This is a genomic window from Microbacterium ginsengisoli (assembly GCF_000956535.1).
GTDB classification, from domain to species: Bacteria; Actinomycetota; Actinomycetes; order Actinomycetales; family Microbacteriaceae; genus Microbacterium; species Microbacterium ginsengisoli.
Window position 1 is genome coordinate 1 of the sequence record NZ_JYIY01000046.1, and the last position, 15575, is coordinate 15575.

General features: G+C 71.6%; 10 protein-coding genes. 4 read left to right on the forward strand and 6 right to left on the reverse strand.

Going from position 1 to position 15575, the window contains the following annotated elements; translation table 11 throughout:
• Positions 1-20: 20 nt before the first annotated feature.
• The 3 genes from RR49_RS01300 to ddaH form a co-directional block, all read right to left on the reverse strand.
• Positions 21-2876, reverse strand: a complete 2856-nt coding sequence (locus RR49_RS01300; protein ID WP_045246034.1) for an aminotransferase — start codon at positions 2874-2876, stop codon at positions 21-23.
• A 186-nt stretch (positions 2877-3062) separates the two neighbouring features.
• Positions 3063-4283: an ornithine--oxo-acid transaminase gene (gene rocD, locus RR49_RS01305; RefSeq protein ID WP_045246035.1), complete on the reverse strand. Its 1221-nt coding sequence runs from the start codon at positions 4281-4283 to the stop codon at positions 3063-3065.
• Positions 4280-5137: a dimethylargininase gene (gene ddaH, locus RR49_RS01310; protein WP_045246037.1), complete on the reverse strand. Its 858-nt coding sequence runs from the start codon at positions 5135-5137 to the stop codon at positions 4280-4282. Before ddaH ends, rocD begins: the two co-directional genes overlap by 4 nt.
• A gap of 355 nt (positions 5138-5492) precedes the next feature.
• Between ddaH and RR49_RS01315 the strand changes: the two genes are divergently transcribed.
• Positions 5493-7598, forward strand: coding sequence for an MDR family MFS transporter (locus RR49_RS01315; RefSeq protein ID WP_082483231.1), 2106 nt, complete (start codon positions 5493-5495; stop codon positions 7596-7598).
• 289 nt (positions 7599-7887) lie between these two features.
• On the opposite strand, the gene RR49_RS01320 is transcribed toward RR49_RS01315, so the two are convergent.
• Complete coding sequence (locus tag RR49_RS01320) at positions 7888-11532, reverse strand: proline dehydrogenase family protein (RefSeq protein ID WP_045246045.1); 3645 nt, start codon at positions 11530-11532, stop codon at positions 7888-7890.
• Positions 11533-11661: 129 nt separating this feature from the next.
• Between RR49_RS01320 and RR49_RS01325 the strand changes: the two genes are divergently transcribed.
• Positions 11662-12585 carry a LysR family transcriptional regulator gene (locus RR49_RS01325; RefSeq protein WP_045246047.1) on the forward strand — a complete coding sequence of 308 codons (924 nt, stop codon included), beginning with the start codon at positions 11662-11664 and terminating at the stop codon, positions 12583-12585.
• Here RR49_RS01325 and RR49_RS01330 read toward each other — a convergent pair whose 3' ends face one another.
• On the reverse strand, positions 12586-13152 hold the full coding sequence (locus RR49_RS01330; protein ID WP_045246038.1) for an acyl-CoA thioesterase: 567 nt from the start codon (positions 13150-13152) through the stop codon (positions 12586-12588). It abuts the gene before it with no gap.
• 118 nt (positions 13153-13270) lie between these two features.
• On the opposite strand from RR49_RS01330, the gene RR49_RS01335 reads away from it, so the two are divergent.
• Positions 13271-13777, forward strand: a complete 507-nt coding sequence (locus RR49_RS01335) for a GNAT family N-acetyltransferase (RefSeq protein WP_045246040.1) — start codon at positions 13271-13273, stop codon at positions 13775-13777.
• A gap of 6 nt (positions 13778-13783) precedes the next feature.
• The gene (gene cofE, locus RR49_RS01340) at positions 13784-14545 is read left to right on the forward strand and encodes a coenzyme F420-0:L-glutamate ligase (RefSeq protein ID WP_045246042.1); all 762 of its coding nucleotides are present in this window, start codon (positions 13784-13786) and stop codon (positions 14543-14545) included.
• Positions 14546-14551: 6 nt separating this feature from the next.
• Here cofE and RR49_RS01345 read toward each other — a convergent pair.
• On the reverse strand, positions 14552-15575 hold a 1024-nt coding region (locus RR49_RS01345; protein WP_052671973.1), incomplete at its 5' end, for a cytochrome b/b6 domain-containing protein.

A 15575-nucleotide genomic window follows, 5' to 3' on the forward strand; every position in this document is an offset into this window, starting at 1 on the left:
GGCGAGAGGGCGGGCGCGCGCTACGCGGCGGCGAGGGCGCGGTCGAGCGCGGCGACCACCCACGCGACCGACTCGGCCGTGATGCACAGCGGCGGCTTGATCTTCAGCACGTTCTTGTGGTCGCCGGTGGGCTGCACGATGCATCCGTCGTCGAGCAGCAGGTCGCACACGCGCCGCGCGAGCTCGGGGGCGGGAGTCAGGTCGGCGTCGACGACGAGTTCGACCCCGAGGTAGAGGCCCATGCCGTGCACCGCACCGATCGACGGATGCCGCGTCCCCAGGGCCCGCAGCGCGTCACCGAACAGCGCGCCGACCCGCTGCGCGTTGCCCTGCAGGTCGTCGTCGCGGAGCGCATCGAGCACGGCGACGCCGACCCGCGCACTGACCGGACTGCCGCCGGCGGAGGAGAAGAAGCTGCCCTCCTGCTCGAACGCCTCGGCGATCGCGGCGGTCGTGATGACAGCCCCGAGCGGCTGGCCGTTGCCCATGGCCTTCGCCACCGCGATCACGTCGGGCACGGCGCCCTGCTGCTCGAAACCCCAGAAGTGCGCGCCGAGCCGGCCGTAGCCCACCTGCACCTCGTCGGAGATGCACACCCCGCCGAGCGCCCGCACCCGTTCGTAGAGGCCCGCGAGGTAGCCGTCGGGCAGCAGCACGCCGCCACCGTTGCCGAAGATCGGCTCGATCACGACCCCGGCGAACTGTGCGCGTCCGTCGGCGCCGAGCGCGTCGAGGCGGGCGTCGACGTCGGCGAGATAGGCGGCCGCCGATCCTCGCCCGCGATACGTGCCGCGCACCGGGTTGGGGGCGTCGAGCAGTTCGACCCAGTCGGGTCGCGTCTCGAGGGCACGCGGGTTGTCGCCGATCGAGGTCGAGACGGCGTCGGAGCCGATCGTCCACCCGTGGTACGCCTCTCGCGCCGCAAGGATGCGTCCGCGCCCGGTGGCGGTGAACGCGAGCCGCAGCGCGAGATCGACCGCTTCGCTGCCGCTGTTGACGAGGAACACCCGGTCGAGCCCGGCGGGCGCGAGGGCGGCGAGACGCTCTGACAGCTCGGCGATCGCCGCGTAGTGGAAGCGCGAGTTCGTGTTCAGCAGCGTCCACTGCCGCGCGGCGGCATCGACGATGCCGGGGTGGGCGTGGCCCGCGATCGTGACGTTGTTGACGACGTCGACGTAGGTCTGCGCCTCGGTGTCGATGAGGTGCTCGCGCCAGCCGCGTTCGATCTGCGGCGGGCGGGAGTAGTAGTGCTCCTGCGCTGCGGCGACGTGAGCGTCGCGGCGGGCGAGAGTGTCGGCGGGCGCGATGACCGGCGCGGATGCCGCCACCCCGAGCACGCGCGACGGGTCGGGGCTGATGCGGCGCCAGAGGTCCGCGAGCCGCGGGGTGACGCACGCGGGCGGACGGCGATCGTCGGCGGGCCCGAGCTGCACGTGCACGACGTCCCCCCAGGATGCGTCGCCGAGCCGGGCACCCGGCGCGACCTCGCCGAGGACGAACGGTGCGACCCCGTCCACCCAGAGGGTGGCGTCGTCGCCGTGCAGCGCCAGCCCGGTGCGGGTCGCGACGACCCGTCCCGCGAACGGGGCGGCGAGCGTGCAGCCCTGGGGAGCCACGAGGTCGACACCCAGCGCCAGGGTCGCCGCCGTACCGCGTGGGGCGAGCAGCCGCGTGCGCGTCAGCCGGAACTCGCCCCAGCGCGTGTGCGCCAGCCCACCGGCGGCGCGCAGCACGCGCTCCTCGATTCCCGGTTCGAGCCAGTCCCCCGCTGCCAGCGCGTCGCTCGTGACGGAGAGATCGACGGATGCCGCGGCGATCCCCGCGGGCAGCAGGGTGGCCGTTGCATCCGCTCGGGGATCGTCGAGCCCGCGCGCCACGGCGCGGACGAGGTACGCCATCTCGCCCGCGTCGCGCGCCGCCGCCGCGGCGAACGCGCGCCACTCTGCGCCGCGGCGCTCGTCGGCGTAGTCGTTGTCGCCGTCGAGGGCGACCTGGTGCTCGCCGCTGACGACGAGCACGGCGCAGCGCAGCACGACGAGCGGCCAGAGCGCGTCGAGTTCGGCGTCGGTGAGGGCGACGTGGGCGGCGAATCCGCGCACGGTCGCGAGGAACAGCGCGTCGGGCTCGTCGCGCATGTAGGCGCAGGCGGATGCCGCGACGAGCTCGGCCACGCGCCACGTGACCATGAGGTCGCCGAAGTCGATGACCCCGACCCGGCCGTCGGAGTCCCGCACGAGGTTGTCGTCGGTGACGTCGGCGTGGATGGGCTGCGGGGGCAGCAGGTCGGCGAGCGACGCGACGCGGGCGGCGGCGCTGTCGGTCGCCGCGCGCACCAGCGCCCGGCGGGCGGGGTCGGTGACCGCGTCGATCAGGTCGTCGACGACCCGGGAACCCTCGCGGATGTCCCACTGCGACGCGTACGCCGAGGGCTCGACGTCGAGCGCCGCGAGCGCCGCGGCGACGCGCCCGGCGGTGTCGCCGACGAGAGCGGCCTCGGCCTCGCCGTAGCCGGCCGTCTCGATGAGCGGTTCGCCGTCGACGTACTCGAGCACGCGCACGAGGTGAGGTCCTCTGGCGAAGCCGACGGGCACGATGTGCTCGCCGTCCCGCGCCGCCACCGCGGACGGCACCCGCAGCCCCGCCCGGCGCAGCAGCCGGAGCGCCTCGTGCTGGGCCTCGAGGTCGCGGCGGTCGGTCGCCGCATGCGCGATCTTCACGACGACACGGCCGGATGCGGCATCCACTCGATAGTTGCGATCCTGCTGGCTGCCGAGCTCGCGCACCTCGCCGTCGAGCCCCCACAGCTCGCGGGCGACGGCGGCCGCCTCGGCGGCGGAGACCTCGGGGCGGGCGCCCGCACTCGCGTCGACGGTCATGGTGCGATCCTCTCGTCCGTCTTCCGTATACCGGATGCCGCGGCGCGTCGGCAAGGCGCGCGTGCAGCGCGGCGGTGGTCGGGCACGGTGCCGATGCCACGCTGCGGCCGGCGGAGAGCATGACCGCGGCGCCCGGGCGAGGGGCGCCCGGACCGCACGGCCGCCGCCCCGCACGGCGGCGAGGGGTCAGCCCGCGAGCACGACCTTCAGCTGTTCGATGGCCCAGTCGAGCTCGGTCGCGCGCACGACGAGCGGCGGCGCGATGCGGATGGTCTGGCCGTGCGTGTCCTTCACGAGCACGCCGCGCGCGAGCAGGCGCTCGGCGATCTCGCGTCCGGTGCCGACGACGGGATCGATGTCGATGCCGGCCCAGAGCCCGGCGCTGCGGACCGCGACGACGCCGTGCCCGATGAGGTCGTCGAGCCGGGCGCGCAGGTGCTCGCCGAGTGCGAGCGCGCGCTGCTGGAACTCTCCCGACGCCAGCATCTCGACGACCCGCAGGCCCACGGCCGCCGCGAGCGGGTTGCCTCCGAAGGTCGAGCCGTGCTCACCGGGGCGGATGACCCCGAGCACGTCACGGTCGGCGACGACGGCGGAGACGGGCAGGATGCCCCCTCCCAGCGCCTTGCCGAGAAGGTACACGTCGGGCACCACGTCCTCGCGATCGCAGGCGAAGGTGGTGCCGACCCGGCCGAGGCCCGACTGGATCTCGTCGGCGATGAACAGCACGCCCCGGCGGGTGCAGATCTCCCGCACCGCCCGCAGGTAGCCCTCGGGCGGGAGGATGACCCCCGCCTCGCCCTGGATCGGCTCGATCAGCACGGCGGCGGTGTTCTCTCCGATCGCCGCATCGATCGCCGCCGCGTCGCCGTACGGCACGCCCACGAAGCCGGGGGTGAACGGCCCGAAGCCATCCCGGGCCGACTCGTCGGTGGAGAACCCGACGATCGTGGTCGTGCGGCCGTGGAAGTTGTCGTGCGCGACGATGATCTCGGCCGCGCCCGCTGGCACGCCCTTCACCCGGTACGCCCAGGCGCGGGCGACCTTGATGCCCGTCTCGACGGCCTCGGCACCCGTGTTCATCGGCAGCACGAGATCCTTGCCGCACAGCTCGGCGAGGGCCGCGGCGAACGCGCCGAGCTGGTCGTTGTGGAACGCCCGGCTCGTGAGCGCGACCCGTGAGAGCTGCTCGGTGAGGGCGGCGGTGATCGCCGGGTGCAGGTGTCCGAAGTTGACGGCCGAGTAGGCGGAGAGCAGGTCGAGGTAGCGGCGGCCCTCGACATCCGTCACCCAGGAGCCCTCAGCACGGGCGACGACCACCGGCAGCGGGTGGTAGTTGTGGGCGAGGTGCTCGTCCTCGTGGGCGATGTAGCCCGCGGTCAGCGCGTCGGTCGTGAGGTCGCTCATGCGCTCCTCCGGATCTCGAGGGTGCAGCACTTGATGCCGCCGCCGCCGAGCAGAAGCTCGGACAGGTCGACGAGCACCGGGTTGTAGCCGCGCTCGCGCAGCTGCGCCTCGAAGCCGGTCGCCCGCGGAGAGATGAACACGTTGCGACCGTCGGAGGCGGAGTTCAGGCCGAAGACCGCGCCGTCGGCATCCGACACCTCGATCGCCTCGGGGAACAGCCGCTGCAGGGTCGCACGGGATGCCGCGTCGAACGCGGTGGGCAGGTAGGCGATGTTCGCGCGCTCGACGCCGCCCGGACCCTGCACCGGGTCGAGCACCGAGATCGCCGTGTCGAGGTGGTAGAACCGCGGGTCGGTGAGGGTCAGCGAGACGACCTCGCGGTCGAACACCTCGGCGACCTCGCGGTGGCTGTCACCGGTGGAGCGGAAGCCGGTGCCGGCGAGGATGATGTCTCCCGCCAGCAGGAAGTCGCCCTCGCCCTCGTTCGTCTCGCGCGGCTCGACGACAGTGAGGCCGTTCTCGCGGAACCAGGTTATGAACGGCTGCTCCTCGCCGGCGCGCTCGGCGAAGCGGAACTTCGGGCCGTAGGCGACACCGTCGATCACGAAGCCGCCGTTGGCGGTGTAGACCATGTCGGGCAGTCCCTCGACCGGGTCGATGAGCTGCACCTCGTGACCGAGGTCGAGGTAGGTGTCGTAGAGCGCCTGCCACTGGTCGACGGCGAGCTGCGTGTCGGTGGGGTTGGCGGGCTCCATCCACGGGTTGATGCGGTAGCTCACCGTGAAATGGGTGGGCTTGCACATCAGGTAGGTGCGGTGCTGGGCGATGCGGGTGGAACCGGTCGGGTGCGTCATTGTGCTCCTTGTGAGGGGGGCGGCGGACGCTGTCCAGAGGCCCGGCGGAGCAAGAAGCCGACGTTCCGGGCACGCCACCCGCATTGTCTCACGGAGCCGGGCGGTGGCGCAGTATCGGTGCGAGAAGAGCGGATGCCGCGGCATCCAGCCCTTGCGTCGTTCCCCGTGAGTTCGCTATGCCGGTCGTGGAGGTGCGGATGTTACGCGTATGATCGTTGACCTGACACAACGAATCGCGCGCCACTGACGCGCCCGCCCGATCTCTTCGGCCGTTGCACCCCACTTCCCTTCTCTCCCCTGAGGAAACATGACTGACGTCGCTGTGAAGAGCCCGGTCACCAAGAGCAACCCGGTGATGACCCACCGGCAGATCCTCTTCGTGATCTTCGGGCTCATGGCCGGAATGTTCCTGTCCGCTCTCGACCAGACGATCGTGGGAACCGCGATCCGCACGATCGGCGACGACCTGAACGGGCTCAGCCAGCAGGCGTGGGTGACCACCGCCTACCTGATCCTGTCGACGATCGCAACGCCCATCTACGGCAAGCTGTCCGACATCTTCGGCCGCCGGCCGCTGTTCATCTTCGCGATCGTGGTCTTCATCATCGGATCCGTCGCGGCGAGCTTCTCGTCGTCGATGATCGAGCTGGCTGCATTCCGCGCGATCCAGGGACTCGGCGCCGGTGGCCTCATGTCGATGCCGCTCGCGATCATGGGCGACATCCTCGCGCCCCGTGAGCGCGCGAAGTACCAGGGCTACTTCCTCGCCGTCTTCGGCATCTCGTCGGTCATCGGCCCGCTCGTGGGCGGACTGTTCGCCGGGGCATCCGAGATCCTGTTCATCGCCGGATGGCGCTGGGTGTTCCTCATCAACGTGCCGATCGGCATCATCGCCCTCGCGATCGTGATGCGCTTCCTGCACATCCCCCGCCAGCCGCGGCATTCGGTGCGCATCGACTGGTTCGGTGCGGCCACCGTCATCATCGCGCTCGTGCCGCTGCTGCTCGTGGCCGAGCAGGGTCGCGACTGGGGTTGGAGCTCGCCCATCTCGATCGCCTGCTACGTGGTCGGCGGCCTCGGCATCATCGCCTTCATCATCGTGGAGAGCATCATGAAGGATGACGCGCTCATCCCGCTGAAGCTCTTCCGCTCGTCGACCTTCTCGATGGCGACCGTGATCGGCGTCTTCGTCGGCTTCGGCATGTTCGGCGCGATGCTGACCCTGCCGCTCTATCTGCAGCTCGTGCTCGGCTCCTCGCCGACCGAGAGCGGTTTCCAGCTGCTGCCGATGATCCTCGGCCTCATGATCTCCTCGATCGCGAGCGGCCAGATCATCTCCCGCACCGGTCGCTACCGCATCTTCCCGACGATCGGCACGTTCTTCATGGCGGCGGGCTTCTTCACGCTGACGCTCATGAAGTACGACACGTCGTACTGGCAGATCGCGGGATCCATGCTGCTGATCGGCCTCGGCCTCGGCCAGCTGATGCAGACGCTCACGATCGCGTCGCAGAACTCGGTCGGCCTGCGCGACATGGGTGTGGCGACGTCGGCGTCGACGTTCTTCCGCCAGATCGGTGGAACCCTCGGCACCGCCGTGCTGCTGTCGCTGCTGTTCACGGTCATGCCGGCGAACCTGCAGACCAACTTCACCGACAAGGCGACGCTGACCGCCGCGCTCGACGCCGCGCTCGACCCGACGGTCGCGCAGGCTCCCGAGAACCAGGGCATCATGACGAAGGTCTACGACCCGATCGTCTCGAAGGTGACCGACGGTGCGCTGACCCAGGCGCAGGACGGAGTGAATCAGGCCAAGGCCGCGGCGGCGTCCGTCGTCGCGCAGCAGGTCGCCGCCGGCGCCATCCCCGCCTCCGCACAGGCGCAGGCGACCGCCGCCGCCCAGGCGCAGGCGATCACCTCCGCCGCCGCGCAGATCCAGCAGGAGCTGCCGGTCGCGAAGGTGGCCTCCGACGGCACCGTGACGCTCGACTTCTCGGACGCCACCGCCCGCCAGTCGTTCGTCGACACGATCGTGCCGACGATCATCGACAACGCCAGCTCGTCGTCGGGATCGTCGTTCGACAACTCGACGATGGACGACACCGCGTTCCTCAACGGCGCCGACCCGCGTCTGTCGAAGCCGCTGCTGACCGCGTTCAACCAGTCGACCGTGCTCGTGTACTGGGTCGCCATGTTCGTGGTGCTCATCGCGTTCGTGCTGACGCTGTTCTTCCGCACGCCGCCGCTGCGCCAGAAGTCGGCGCTGCAGGAGGCCCACGACGAGCAGCGGCATGCCGAGAAGGATGCGGCCTCCCTCGAGGCCGAAGCGGCCCTCGCCGCCGCCGAGGCGGGCGCGCTCGTCGGCCCGACGGCCCGCGACGAGGAGCCGGCCGGCGACGCCGAGGAGGACGTCGAGCCCGGCATGACGCGCCGCGAGTACCGCGAGACGCACCAGGACTGACCCCGACGCCGGTGGGGGCGGATGCCGCGGCATCCGCCCCCACCGGCGTTTCGGGCAGCGCGCGTCGGGCCGCAGGCGACGACGGCAGCGAGCCATCGCCGCCCGCCACCGCCTGCCATCGCACGCAGATGAGAGCCGCCGCCTCCGATAGCCGTACGCCTCGCGCAAGGTCGGAACTCCTGGCCGGCACGCCGCCCGGCAGCGCCCCCACCGGCGTGTCCCCGAAAAGTTCCGACCTTGCGCGCGCGGTCGCGCGACCCGAGCGCCGCTCGGCCGACCGGCACCGCGGTCAGATGACCGCCTGCGACCAGTCGTCGGGGTTGCCGAAGCGGTGCGCGGTGATCGCGATGGCCTGCTCGTGCAGGAACGGCAGCAGCTCGAGCCGCCCCGCGGTCGTCACGTCTGCGGCGTAGATCGCGAGATCGGGGTCGCCGCCGACGGCCCGCGCGAGTGCGGTGTGCAGCACCGCGGTCTCCGCACGGGGACCGATCAGGCGCACCCTCGGTGGCCGGGATGCCGCGGCCTCCGGCCCGCCCACGATGCGCGCCGTCCACTCGTCGTCGCTCTCGACGAACACGGTGATGCCCGCCTCCACGAGTCCCCGTCGCACGGCGGGCGGGAGGCCGGCCGCGACCGACAGCACGGTCGCACCCGCGGCCCGGATCGCGGCGATCGAGACGCGGAGCACCTGTTGCAGTTCGGCGCCCGCGGTGGCGCGAAGGCCGACCTCGACCGGCCGGTAGCGCAGCAGGTTTCGCTCGATGCCGAGGTGCGAGACATCCCGAACCTGGCCGAACTCCCGATCCCACTCGATCGCGTCGGACAGAGCGGCACGGCGCAGCCAGTCGAAGCGCGGGTAGTCGAGCGACGACTGGGACGCCTCGATGAGCGCGGTGATGCGCGAGTCGAGCCCGCGCAGGTGCAGGGTGCCCGACGCGGTGCCGGTCGATGCCCGCCAGCCGCCGAGGCCGACGAGGTGGTTCGGGCCGCCGGCTTTGGCGCCCGCGCCGACCGACGAGCGCTTCCAGCCGCCGAACGGCTGACGCTGCACGATCGCACCCGTCGTGCCGCGGTTCACGTAGAGGTTGCCGGCCTGCACGTGGTCGAGCCAGATGCCGAGCTCCTCGGGACTCTGCGTGTACAGGCCCGCGGTCAGCCCGTAGTCGACGGCGTTCTGCAGGGCGATCGCCTCGCCGAGGGTCGCGGCGTGCATGATGCCGAGCACGGGGCCGAAGAACTCCTCGCGATGGAACCGCGACCCCGGCGCCACACCGGTGCGGATGCCCGGCGACCACAGCCGCCCGGCCAGCTCGGGCACGGCGTCGAGCTCCTGCGGCTCGAGCAGCCAGCGCTGTCCCGGCTCGAGCTCGGTGAGCGCCCACTTCAGCTTGCCCTGCGGCATCTCGACGACGGGGCCGATCTCGGTGCGGGGGTCGGCGGGGGTGCCGACGCGCAGCGAGCGGGCGGCATCGACGATCTGCCGGGCGAAGCGCTCCGACCGGCCCACCGACCCGACGAGGATCGCGAGCGACGCCGCCGAGCACTTCTGACCGGCGTGCCCGAAGGCGCTCTTGACCAGATCGGATGCCGCCAGGTCGAGGTCCGCTGTCGCGGTGACGATCATCGCGTTCTTGCCGCTCGTCTCCGCGAGAAGGGGAAGGTCGGGACGCCACGAGCGGAACAGCGCCGCGGTCTCCCACGAGCCGGTGAGGATGACGCGGTCCACCGCGGGGTGGGTGATGAGGGCCTCGCCCAGCTCACCCTCGTCGATGTCGACGAGGGTGACGAGGCCGTCGGGGAGGCCGATGGTCGCCAGCGCCTCGACGATGACGGCAGCACAGCGCCGCGCCTGAGGGGCGGGCTTGAAGATGACGCCGGACCCGGCGGCGAGCGCGGCGAGCACGCCGCCCGCCGGGATCGCGAGCGGGAAGTTCCACGGCGGGGCGACGACGGTGAGACCGACCGGCTCGAACACCGCACCGGGCACGGCGTCGAGCTCACGGGCGGTGGCGGCGTAGTAGTTCGCGAAGTCGACCGCCTCGCTGACCTCCACGTCGGCCTCGGCGAACACCTTCCCGGTCTCGTCCGCGGCGACTTCGATGAGCTCGGCGCGACGGGCCTCGAGGGCGCGCGCGACCTGCTGCAGTACGACCGCGCGGTCGGCGGCGGGAACCGAACCCCAGGCGACGCCCGCCTTCCGGGCGCGCGCGATCGCATCCTCGAGGCGTGCGCGGTCGTCGATCCGCGCGGCGCGCAGGGTCACGTCGCCGACGTGCGAGACGCCGATGCGCGCGAAGATCTGCCGCGCCCAGTCGCGGTTCTGCGGCAGCGCGGGGTCGGTGTCGGCCGCGTTACGGAACCCGGGGGCGCCGACCGCATGCTCGCCGCTCTCTTTGAGCGAGAACACCGCGGTCTCGACCAGGTCGGCTCCGCCGAAGCCGCGCACGTCCTCGGCGCCGTCGTGGGCGATGCCCAGCACCGCCTGGGTGAGACCGGCGGAGCCGAGCGGCGGAGCGGGTTCGCGAAGGATCGACGGGTCACCGGGTGCGGGCGCGTCGCCGCGCTGCTGGGTGCGCGCGGCACCGGTGCGCAGCGAGGCATCCGTCGACCTCTCGAGCGCCGCGAGGAACCTGTCGCGCTCGCGCACCCAGAGGCTCTCGTCGTCGGCGAGCTCGAACGCGGCGGAGAGGAAGTTCTCGCTCGACGCGTTCTCTTCGAGGCGGCGCACGAGGTAGCTGATGGCGACGTCGAACTCGTCCGGGCGCACGACCGGCACATACAGCAGCACATGACCGACCTCGCGGGTGACCGCCTGCACCTGGCCCTGCGCCATGCCGAGCAGCATCTCGATCTCGATCGCGTCGCGCACGCCGCGTTCGCCGGCGAGCAGCCATGCGTAGGCGACGTCGAAGAGGTTGTGCCCGGCGACACCGAGGCGCACCGCGTCGGCGTGTGCGGGGGTGAGCGCCCAGTCGAGGCAGCGCAGGTAGTTCGCGTCGGTGTCGAGCTTCGTCTCGTAGGGCGCCTGCGGCCAACCGTGCAGCACGGCGTCGACCTTCTCCATGGCCAGGTTCGCGCCCTTCACGAGCCGCACCTTGATGTGCGCGCCACCCGCGGCGACCCGCTCTCCCGCCCACGCGGTCAGCTGCTGCAGCGCGGGCAGCGCGTCGGGCAGGTAGGCCTGCAGCACGATGCCCGCCTCGAGTCCGGCCAGACGTGGATCCTCGAGGATGCGAGTGAACACCGCGATCGTGAGGTCCAGGTCGCGGTACTCCTCCATGTCGAGGTTGATGAACGTGCCGTCGGTGGCGGCACTGACGTAGAGGGGCAGGAGGCGTTCGACGACGAGGTCGACGGTCTCGTCGAATGCCCACATCGAGATGTGGCTGGCGATCGCGGAGACCTTCACCGACACGTAGTCGACGTCGGGGCGGCGGATCAGCTCGTGGATGCCCTCGAGTCGCCGCAGCGCCTCGTGCTCGCCGAGCACGGCCTCACCGAGCAGGTTGAGGTTGAGGCGGGCGCCGTCGGCGCGGAGGGCCGCGAGGGCGGGGCCGAGCTTCTCGGCGCGCGCGTCGACGATGAGGTGGCCGACCATGTCGCGCAGCACGCGCCGCGCGATCGGCACGACGGCAGCGGGCGCCACGGGGGCGAGGGCGCCGCCTGTGCGCACCGCGCTGCGGAGGTACCAGGGCAGGAAGTCGGGCACCAGGGGGGCGATTCGCGACAGATGGGATGCCGCGGCCGCCAGGCTCTCGGGACGCATGACGCCGTCGACGAAGCCGATCGTGAAGGGCAGTCCGTTCGGGTCCCGCAGCACTCCGGCGAGGCGTTCCGCCGCCGGATCGACGTCGGCCGCCGCCGCTTCCCGCACCCACCGGTGCGCGAGCTCGACCGCCTGCCCGCTCAGTTCCGTCCCGACCGCATCCGTCATCTGCCGCACCACGCTTCCGTCCCTTCCACCCTGCCACTCGTGACCCGTGATCCCAGGGTGGCGGCACGCATCCTTCGAGAAAAGCGACTGTTTATGATCAATACACATCGGTCCTATCGAATGGATGCCATGTTCGAACTCCGGCGCCTGCGCATGCTGCACGAGTTCGCGCTGCGCGGCACCCTCGCCGCCGTGGCCGAGGCGCTGTCGTACAGCCCGTCGACGATCTCGCAGCAGCTCGACCAGCTCGAGAAGGATGCCGCGGTGCCCCTGTTCGTCGCCGACGGCCGGCGCCTCCGCCTCACCGAGCACGGCGAGCTGCTCGCGGCGTACGCCGAACGAGCCCTCGACGAAGACGAACGCGTGCGCGGCGAACTGGAGGCGCTGCGTCCGGGCGCGGCGCCCGTGCGGGTGGCACTCATGCAGACGGCGGCCCTCGCCCTGCTGCCCGACGCCCTCGCGCTCCTCGCTGCGCGCGAGCCCGACCTGCGCCTCGAGGCGGCCGCCGTCCCGCCCGAGGAGGGCTTGTTCGAGCTGTCCGCCCGACGCTTCGACCTCGTCGTGGCCGAGCAGTACCCCGGCCACACCCGCGCCCACCGCGACGGGCTGACCCGTCGCATCCTCGGTCGCGACCCGATCCGTCTCGCTGTCCCGCGCGGCGAACGGGCACGGGGACTGCGCGACCTCGCCGACCGGCCGTGGGTGCTGGAGCCGGAGGGCACCGCCGCGCGGCAGTGGGCGGTGCAGCAGTGTCGGGCGGCGGGCTTCGAACCGGACGTGCGCTACGCCCTGCCCGACCTCACCGCCCATGTCGGACTCGTCGCCGCGGGCCGTGCGGTCGCCATGCTGCCCGACCTCGTCTGGGCCGGGGCGCGGCCTCCCGTACGCACGATCACCCTTCCCGACGCACCGACGCGCGAGGTGTTCGTCGCCACCCGCGCGGCCTCGGGGACGCGTCGGCGCGTGGGCGCCGTCGTCGATGCGCTCGCCGACGCCCTCACCGCGCGCACCTCCGCGGTCGCGGGCGGCGGGCGGGGCGGGGCATCCGCCTGATCAGCCCCAGACGCTCGGTGCGGGGGCCTTCGTCGGCGGCAGCGCCACGTCGAGCGCCCACTCGCTGAGCCACGCCTCGGGGGCGGGCACGGTCGCCGGGTCGATGCCCATGGCCTCGAACACCTCGGAGGTGGGCAGCACCCCGCCGGCTCGTCGCACGAAGCGGGAGCGCACGAACAGTCGGGCGTAGATCTCGCCGCGCACCACCGCGCGGTGCTCGAGATAGATCGCCTTGTCGTCGGCGGAGATCACCTTCGACTCGATGTCGAAGCGCTGCCACAGGTGCAGCGACTTACGGTGGGTGATCGTCGAGCTCGCCACGACCGGGTACCAGCCGCGAGCGCGCATGAGATCCCACAGACCCGAGCGCATGATGAGGTCGAACCGGCCGAGGTCGAACAACGACAGGTACCGTCCGTTGTTCATGTGCCCCACGAGGTCGAGGTCGGTGGGGAGGGTCGTGAGCCGCACACGGCCCACGAACGAGGCGTCGGCGATGACGCCGTCACGACGCAGACGACGCCGAGCGACGAACAGCACGAGCAGGGTGCGCCAGATCACGTTCACGACCGTGGATCGTACTGATCGTGGATGTCAGCACGCATTCCGTTGTCGGATGCCTACAGGTTCGTGCGGCATGCACAGCCGATTTCGCGGCCCCGCCGCGGCCGGTTAGAGTCTGGCCATGAACGCCGATCTGCAGATCGATCTGATCGTCCGCCCCGTGCGCGACGTCGATGCCGAAGCCCTGGGACGCGTGCACGCCGCCTGCTGGCACGAGACGTACGACCACCTCATCAGCAAAGCCGCTCTCGAGAAGGTCTCCCCCCGCCGCCTTGCCGAACTGTGGACCCACTGGGCCGCGCAGGGCCCCGAGTTCCGCATGAGCGCGGCCCTCGTCGACGGTGAGATCGTGGGCTTCGTGGGCTCCGGCCCGGCACGCGACCGCGACGCCCCCCGTGAGCGCGAGCTCTATTTCATCTACCTGCTGAGCGCATGGCAGGGAACCGGCATCGGCCAGCAGCTGTTCGACGCCGCCGTCGACGAGGGCGAGCCGCTCTACCTCTGGGTGGCCTCCGACAACCCCCGCGCGCACCGCTTCTACGAGCGCAACGGGTTCCACCTCGACGGTGACACCCACACGGAGCCCTTCCTCGGTGAGACGCTCACCGAGGTGCGCTTCGTGCGCTGACCCGACGTGCTGCAGATCTGGGCGCTGCCCGGGCTTCCCGAGATCGGTGCGGGCGACGACCTCGTCGCGCTCATCGGGGCGGCGGCATCCGATCAGCTGCGCGATGGGGACATCCTCGTCGTGACGTCGAAGATCGTGTCGAAGGCCGAGGGACGGTTCGTCCTCGCCGACGACCGCGAGGACGCCATCACCGCGGAGACGGTGCGCCTCGTCGCCAGCCGCACCGCCCCCAGCGGCCACACGACGCGCATCGTCGAGAATCGGCTGGGCATCGTCTCAGCCGCGGCCGGCGTCGACGCGTCGAACACCCCCGAGGGCACGGTGCTGCTGCTGCCGGTTGATCCGGATGCCTCGGCCCGCCGCCTCGCCGCGGGGCTGCGGGCCGCGCTCGGGGTCGAGGTGGGGGTGCTCGTCTCCGACACGCTCGGGCGCGCCTGGCGCGAGGGGCAGACGGACCATGCGATCGGCGCCGGTGGCGTGCAGGTGTTCGAGGATCTCCGCGGCGGCGTCGACGCCGAGGGCCGCCCGCTCGTCGTGACGCAGCCGTGCGTGGCCGACGAGCTGTGCGGCGCCGCCGACCTCGTCAAGGGCAAGGCCACGCGGCTTCCCGTCGCGGTCGTGCGCGGGCGCGCGGACCTCGTCGGTGCGCTCGACCTTCCGGGAGCGCGCTCGATCGTCCGGCCGCCGGAGCGGGACTTCTTCCGGCTGGGAGCGGACGAGGCCTACGCCGACGGATATGCCGCGGGCGCGGCATCCGTCATTTCCTGAACGCGCTCAGCGCGAGCTGACCGACCCGAACAGCTTCGCGATCGGCGCCAGCACGAGGGGCCGCGCCGCGACCCACGCACCGACGATCACGAGCATCGAGACCGCGAAGATCGAGAAGCCGACCCAGTTGACCTCGTCGCTGCCCGCGTACATGTGGTTCAGGTTGCGCAGCGCCCCGGTCGCGAACACCAGCGTCACGTGCACGACGATGAACAGCACGAAGTAGATCATCACGGGGAAGTGCACCTTGCGGGCCCACTCGACCGGGTAGATCTTGTTCAGTCGCGTCGCGTTCTTCGGCCAGATGCCGCTCATGCGCACGCCCGTGATCGCCGCGAGGGGCGCAGCGAGGAACACGGTCGCGAAGTAGGTCAGCTGCTGGATCGAGTTGTAGTTGACCCAGCCGTCCTCGGTCGGCCAGTCGAGCGAGATGTACTTGAGCACCGCGGTGACGGCGTTCGGGAACACCTCCCAGCTGGTCGGCACGATGCGCAGCCACTGGCCGGTGACGAACAGGAGCACGACGAACACGAGTCCGTTGACGAGCCACAGGATGTCCAGCGACTGGTGCAGCCACAGCGCGATGCTGATCTTCCGCTTCGGGTTCCAGCGCGGGCTCCAGAACGCCGGCGGCTTCTTCTGGTGCCGTACCTGCAGCCCCGAGCGGATGATCAGCACCATCAGGAACACGTTGAAGAAGTGCTGCCAGCCGACCCACGCGGGGAAGCCGACCGGTGCGCCCACCGGCAGGTGGTATTCGCCGGGGTAGGTGGCGACCCAGTCGCGCAGTGCGTCGAGGCTCAGCAGCCAGCGCACCGCGAACACGACCATCGCGCCCGCGAACAGCAGACCCACGACCGTGACGATCGCCGCGCCGACCCACTGACCGGCGGTGAACGGACCGATGCGACGCGGCTCCGGCTTCGGCGCGGGACGCTCGAACGCGTAGCGTCCCGGGAACACCGTGGGGGTGAAGGGCAGCGGACCGGCGGCGACCCGCGCGGCGATCGAGTCGGGGGCGGTCGGGGCT

Excerpts from the sequence above, each read along its gene's own strand:
- RR49_RS01325 (WP_045246047.1), top strand. The coding sequence starts at position 11,662 with ATGTTCGAACTCCGGCGCCTGCGCATGCTGCACGAGTTCGCGCTGCGC.
- RR49_RS01315 (WP_082483231.1), top strand. The coding sequence starts at position 5,493 with ATGACCCACCGGCAGATCCTCTTCGTGATCTTCGGGCTCATGGCCGGA.
- rocD (WP_045246035.1), bottom strand. The coding sequence starts at position 4,283 with ATGAGCGACCTCACGACCGACGCGCTGACCGCGGGCTACATCGCCCAC.
- RR49_RS01320 (WP_045246045.1), bottom strand. The coding sequence starts at position 11,532 with ATGACGGATGCGGTCGGGACGGAACTGAGCGGGCAGGCGGTCGAGCTC.
- ddaH (WP_045246037.1), bottom strand. The coding sequence starts at position 5,137 with ATGACGCACCCGACCGGTTCCACCCGCATCGCCCAGCACCGCACCTAC.
- RR49_RS01300 (WP_045246034.1), bottom strand. The coding sequence starts at position 2,876 with ATGACCGTCGACGCGAGTGCGGGCGCCCGCCCCGAGGTCTCCGCCGCC.
- RR49_RS01335 (WP_045246040.1), top strand. The coding sequence starts at position 13,271 with ATGAACGCCGATCTGCAGATCGATCTGATCGTCCGCCCCGTGCGCGAC.